We start from the raw sequence: 5,448 nt of genomic DNA, 5'->3' as shown, positions 1-5,448 counted from the left end.
AGTCGTTAAACAGGCTCAGACCATGGATCCAAAACACGGAGAAGAAAAAATGATCTCGCAGTGAAAGTGGCCATTGACGTGAAACTCCTCATGTGAGGGGCCGCTTGACCCACAAACGCATCAGGTCATTTTCCCCGGCCCGGCCAAGGGCAGCGAAGACGGTTTTTCAGCCGATGGCAAGGCGTTTCCCGTCGCCCTCGACCTGTTCAAATACGCGGCCTTCCAGAACCCTGACTGGGACTGGACAACCCTGAAATGGGATACCGACGTGCAGGCGGCCACCCGCAAGCTGGGACCGCTGCTGCATGTGGACGACAACCTGACGCCATTTTTCCGGCATGGTGGCAGGCTACTGATGTATATCGGCTGGAATGATGGCCATAATCCCGAACAGTTGGCGGGTTATTACCAGTCCCTTCTGCGCAATGCAGGCCCCGCGGGGGCGGACGCCGTGCGACTGATCACGATCCCGGGCATGGGGCACTGCCATGGCGGAGCGGGATGCGATACGTTCAGCAAGCTCGGGGCGATCGATAACTGGGTCAGCCGCAGGCAGCCGCCAGAACAGATCATCGCCGCGCGTGTGGAGAACGGGCAGGTCGTGCGTACCCGGCCCATCTGCGCATGGCCGAAGGTTGCCCGCTATGACGGGCACGGAGACATGGACGCCGCCAGCAGCTTTGCCTGCGTCGCGCCCGACACGCATTGACAGGGAAAACCCCGGCGTCCTTGCGCTGGGGAAACGGCATAAAAAAAGGCCCGGCATGAAGCCGGGCCTCCCGATCCCAGGGATGAAATCAGTTGGAGCTGGAACTGGAATTACCGTTCTGGTTCCAGCCACCACCCTGACGGTCACCGCCGCGACCACCACCGTGATTGCCCCAGCCACCGTTCTGGCCACCGCCATTCTGGTTGTCGCCACCGCGACCGCCACGTTCACCCCAGCCGCCATTCTGGCCACCGTTCTGGCCACCACCGTTCTGGTTGTCGCCGCCGCGACCGCCGCGTTCACCCCAGCCGCCATTCTGGCCACCGTTCTGGTTGTCGCCACCGCGACCGCCGCGTTCACCCCAGCCACCATTCTGGCCGCCGTTCTGGTTATCGCCGCCGCGCTCACCGCCGCCCTGCTCTTCACTATGATGACCATGATGCCGGCCACCTTCAGCATGAGCCGCCATTGGCAGGGATGCACCAAGAGCCAATGCAAATAAAATTGCGCGTTTCATAATGTCTCCTACAATCTGACCCTCAAGACATCGTCCTGCAGGGTGTTAAATGTAAGCCCTCAAAGTGTTACAAATAGAATCAGGTGATCCAGACTGATCAGTTCCGCACATTGTCCAGTGAACGCAGAATATGAATGCAAACTATGCATTTTTCATAACGCTGCCATGCAGTATATATTGGTCTTTTGGTGAATTAGAATAATATGAAAAGGTAATATATTTCCCTCCTCCCATCGTTGTCGTTGAGATTCCTGCCATCACATGAAACATGGGAGCAGGAGAACGGAGGATTTCAGACCATGGAGAAAAACAGAAGCCATTACCTGAATTCATCTGTATTTTAATTATTTTTACACAATCTATACATAACTTCGGTATTTTTGCGAAGTGCACGAACAAAAATCCTGATATGCACCAACTCCTCATCACCGGGTACATTACGCAACGAAAGTCATGGGGTTGAACACTCCTGCCTGTTTCGTCATAAATGTTGGTTATGAGGCTGAACGACTTGTGATATTTCCGGTTAACCCGGCTCATTCGCCATCTTGTCATCATCTGCCACCTGCCTATGCTAGGCGTCTGTTCATGGTTATGCGAACACGACCTGCATGGGAGTTTCAGACAGTTGGCGACACCTCAACCCATCGATACCAAACTGACGCAGGCTGCTGTCTTTCTTGTTGTCAGCCTGAATGGCGACATGTCTGCCAATACCCAGGTACGGGATCTGCTTGGCGACCTTTCCTCCCTTGTGCGCGGTGTGGGATTCAGGGTGCCTGATGGCAGGCTAAGCTGCATTACAGGCATCGGATCGGATGCCTGGGATCGCCTCTTTGGACTGCCCCGCCCAAAGGAGCTGCATCCGTTCCAGGAAATCAACGGCGTACACCATGCACCTTCTACGGCGGGTGACCTGCTGTTCCATATCCGCGCGACACGGATGGACCTGTGCTTTGAACTCGCAACAGCCATCGTCACAAGGCTTGAGGGCGTGGCAGGCGTGGTGGATGAGGTGCACGGGTTCAAATATTTTGACGAACGCGACCTGCTCGGCTTCGTCGATGGAACCGAAAACCCCACGGGGCAGGCCGCCCTTGCCTCCACCCTCATCGGGGAGGAAGATCCCGCCTTTGCGGGGGGCAGCTATGTCATCGTGCAGAAATACCTGCATGACCTGAAGAAATGGGACGCCATCCACACCGAAGTCCAGGAACATATCATCGGTCGCAAAAAGGTATCGGACATCGAACTGCCCGATGCCGCCAAGCCCAGCTATGCCCATAATGTCCTGACCAATATCGAGGAAAATGGGCAGCAGCTTCAGATCGTGCGCGACAACATGCCTTTTGGCGAAGTCGGCAAGGGGGAATTTGGCACTTATTTCATCGGCTATGCATGTTCGCCCGCCCGAACGGAACAGATGCTGCGGAACATGTTCATTGGAAAACCGCCGGGCAATTACGATCGGCTCCTTGATGTCAGTACGGCGGTGACCGGGACACTGTTCTTCATCCCGACGGGTGATTTCCTCGACAACGCACCCAATGTCCGGGCGGAAAATTCTCCTGCGGCCGCACCTGCACCAGTATCTCCCCACAAAGCAGGCTCTGGCTCCCTTGGTATCGGATCACTGAAAAAGGACTCCTGACATGAATAATCTGCACAGGCATCTTGCCCCCATCTCCAGTTCCGCATGGGCACAGATCGAGGAAGAAGCCGCCCGCACCATCCGGCGCCATCTGGCGGGACGTCGCGTGGTTGACACGTCGGAGCCAAAGGGCGAGGCCTTCGCCGGTGTTGGCACAGGGCGCGGTCGGAAGATCACACCGGTTGGCGACGGCGTCACGGTCACGCAGCGCGAGGTGCTCCCCTTGGTGGAACTGCGTGTCCCCTTCACCCTGTCACGGGCGGAGATTGACGCCGTGGAGCGTGGTTCGCTGGATTCCGACTGGCAGCCAGTCAAGGACGCCGCACGCACGATCGCATTTGCCGAAGACCGCGCCATCTTTGACGGCTATGCGGCGGCGGCAATGCAGGGCATGCGCGAGGGTACATCAAATGCCCACCTGGCACTGCCTGCATCCGCCCGGGATTATTCCCGCGTGATAACCGAAGCCCTCAGCACGTTGCGCCTTGCCGGGGTCAATGGTCCCTATTCGATCGTGCTTGGAACGAAGGCCTATCAGGCCATCAGCAGCGGTGACGAGGATGGCTATCCTGTCCGCAAGCATATCGAAAGCCTGATCGACGGGGAGCTGGTCTGGGCTCCCGCCATTGAAGGTGCCTTTGTCGTCTCCACCCGTGGCGGTGACCTTGCGCTGGATATCGGACAGGACTTTTCCATCGGTTATCTGGCGAATACGGCGGAAACGGTCGAACTCTACCTGCAGGAGAGCTTTGTGTTCCGCGTCCTCACCAGTGAGGCAACCGTTGTCCTTGATCCCGCTTCCAATAAAACAGGCATGGGAAAAGAACCTGCCTGATTTACGCTCTGGCATGGTATCAGGCTGCTCAGGTATGGATCTGTAACGCTGGCACGCATGCCAGAACCAAGGATAAGGACGTCAGACATGGACAATCCGCTTCAGGACACCCCGCAGAAGGAAGCACGCATCCTCGCAAAGGCGAAGGAACTGTGGACAGCGGACGGAAAGCCCGGTTGTGGGCCGGAAGCCTACAAGGAGGCGGCATCGGAACTGATCGGGATGGAAAGCAATCCCGATGCGGGACAGATCCCGGTGGACTCCCCCGTTCCCCTCGATGCCAACGGGCAGCCCATCGAACAGGCGTGGCTGGAAGAAAACCTCGGGAATCCGGGGGGCAGCATGAACGAGCTTGATGACAAGCAGGAAGTGCCGTTTGCCACGCGCAAAGAAGAGAAAGAAGCGCTGGACGACTAATGGCTTGCCGGGATGGAAGTCCCGGCCAGTCCACGCCTTCCCTGATATGGATGCCGTCATCACGCAAGGGATTTTGCGGCATCCATCCGGCTGCCATGTATTCATGGTTGCTGAAAGTCATGTCCACGGGCTATATCTGGACAGGAAACATGCCCTTTGAACATGGTGATGTTTTCGTGCCCGACAGAGATTCACCGCCATTTCGCGCCCATTTTTCAAAGGGTCGGTTTTTCGATGAAACCGTGGCGGCCATGCACCGTTGATCTCCCCACAGCGAGCAGTCCCGAGATCGCTTCCTCTGGAAATTCCTTTATGGGATAGGGAAAAACAAGGATCTCCTGTAGCCGCTGCGATATGAAAAGGTGGAGATCATGAGTTATCATATCTTCCAGCATGAACGCACCAGCGGACCATCCCCTGTTCCAGCAGATGAGCGCAGGCGCAGGGGTGCGGGTATAATCCCGACAGCTTTATGAATGATCCGGAAGGTTTGTGACTGAAACCGACGCAGGACAAGCCGGGCCACGGGCATGGCGTTGCCTGCGCCGATGTACGACATCCTTCCCTGCTGCCCACAGTGAGAAACGAAACATCCATTATGATAAAAGGAGAAGTTTCATGTCTGCGACAATGGCAAGTGGTAACACTACCAAGCATGACCTCATTGCATCCGACAAGGTTGAGGGAACGAATGTATACTCCCCGACCGGGGAGAAGCTTGGCACGGTAAAATATTTCATGGTGGACAAGATGACGGGCGACGTGGCCTATGTCGTCATGAGCTTCGGCGGTTTTCTGGGAATGGGCAACAGTTACCATCCCCTGCCATGGAAATCCCTGAAATATGACACGGCGCGCGGCGGCTATATCGTGTCCCTGACACGCGAACAGATGGAGGCAGCGCCGGCCTATGACGAAACGATGCCCCCTGACTGGAGCAACGACATGTATGGCACACAGGTCGATACCTATTACGGCGGGTTGTCGAACAGGTAATGTCTGAGAACAGAACCACAGGTTATGGGCCGGTTGTTCATAACCTGTGGCCTGTCTGACAATATAGTTTTTACGACAGGGAAAATGCCCGTTTCAGCGCGGAAAAATATGAATCCCTGAATATCGTGCTCAACGGGGCCTCGGGTATAAATACGTCAAAGACATGATAGGCACCGGGGATGACGCAGACTTCCGTTGGGATCCCTGCGGCCATCAGGCGCTTTGGGACTATCCTGAATTTTGTGCGGTGTGGTGATAAATTGCTCGAAGAGGAGCCCCCGCATGAGCATTGATAAAGACCTCCTGGACCGCCTGATGGAAGG

General features: G+C 56.2%; 6 protein-coding genes and 2 pseudogenes. 7 read left to right on the top strand and 1 reads right to left on the bottom strand.

Annotated elements, in window-relative coordinates:
• Nucleotides 1-94: 94 nt before the first annotated feature.
• The 7 genes and pseudogenes from CFR72_RS16070 to CFR72_RS16040 all read left to right on the top strand — a co-directional run.
• A pseudogene (locus CFR72_RS16070) lies at nt 95-709 on the top strand (tannase/feruloyl esterase family alpha/beta hydrolase); the annotation flags it as partial.
• 55 nt (nt 710-764) lie between these two features.
• Nucleotides 765-1,211 (top strand): hypothetical protein, encoded by a 447-nt coding sequence (locus tag CFR72_RS17740; protein WP_167400434.1) that lies wholly within the window; start codon nt 765-767, stop codon nt 1,209-1,211.
• A 643-nt stretch (nt 1,212-1,854) separates the two neighbouring features.
• Nucleotides 1,855-2,877 (top strand): Dyp-type peroxidase, encoded by a 1,023-nt coding sequence (locus CFR72_RS16060; protein ID WP_110914749.1) that lies wholly within the window; start codon nt 1,855-1,857, stop codon nt 2,875-2,877.
• 1 nt (nt 2,878) lies between these two features.
• Complete coding sequence (locus tag CFR72_RS16055) at nt 2,879-3,712, top strand: family 1 encapsulin nanocompartment shell protein (protein WP_110914748.1); 834 nt, start codon at nt 2,879-2,881, stop codon at nt 3,710-3,712.
• An 87-nt stretch (nt 3,713-3,799) separates the two neighbouring features.
• Nucleotides 3,800-4,129: a hypothetical protein gene (locus CFR72_RS16050; protein WP_110094952.1), complete on the top strand. Its 330-nt coding sequence runs from the start codon at nt 3,800-3,802 to the stop codon at nt 4,127-4,129.
• A gap of 50 nt (nt 4,130-4,179) precedes the next feature.
• Nucleotides 4,180-4,392 (top strand): hypothetical protein, encoded by a 213-nt coding sequence (locus tag CFR72_RS16045; protein ID WP_110914747.1) that lies wholly within the window; start codon nt 4,180-4,182, stop codon nt 4,390-4,392.
• A gap of 355 nt (nt 4,393-4,747) precedes the next feature.
• Entirely contained in the window at nt 4,748-5,125 is a 378-nt protein-coding gene (locus tag CFR72_RS16040; RefSeq protein WP_110914746.1) for a PRC-barrel domain-containing protein, read from the top strand.
• Between the two features lie 70 nt (nt 5,126-5,195).
• Here the strand turns inward: CFR72_RS16040 and CFR72_RS18205 are convergent.
• Nucleotides 5,196-5,348: pseudogene (locus CFR72_RS18205) on the bottom strand (alpha/beta hydrolase); the annotation flags it as partial.
• Nucleotides 5,349-5,448 lie beyond the last annotated feature (100 nt).

It is taken from the genome of Gluconacetobacter entanii (assembly GCF_003206495.1).
GTDB classification, from domain to species: domain Bacteria; phylum Pseudomonadota; class Alphaproteobacteria; order Acetobacterales; family Acetobacteraceae; genus Novacetimonas; species Novacetimonas entanii.
The sequence above is the reverse complement of the archived record's forward strand: the minus strand, read 5'-3'. Positions and strand labels throughout refer to the sequence as shown.

Bases quoted from the DNA above. Each gene is read 5' to 3' on its own strand.
- CFR72_RS17740 (WP_167400434.1), top strand. From the start codon at position 765: ATGAAGCCGGGCCTCCCGATCCCAGGGATGAAATCAGTTGGAGCTGGA.
- CFR72_RS16055 (WP_110914748.1), top strand. From the start codon at position 2,879: ATGAATAATCTGCACAGGCATCTTGCCCCCATCTCCAGTTCCGCATGG.
- CFR72_RS16050 (WP_110094952.1), top strand. From the start codon at position 3,800: ATGGACAATCCGCTTCAGGACACCCCGCAGAAGGAAGCACGCATCCTC.
- CFR72_RS16045 (WP_110914747.1), top strand. From the start codon at position 4,180: ATGCCGTCATCACGCAAGGGATTTTGCGGCATCCATCCGGCTGCCATG.
- CFR72_RS16040 (WP_110914746.1), top strand. From the start codon at position 4,748: ATGTCTGCGACAATGGCAAGTGGTAACACTACCAAGCATGACCTCATT.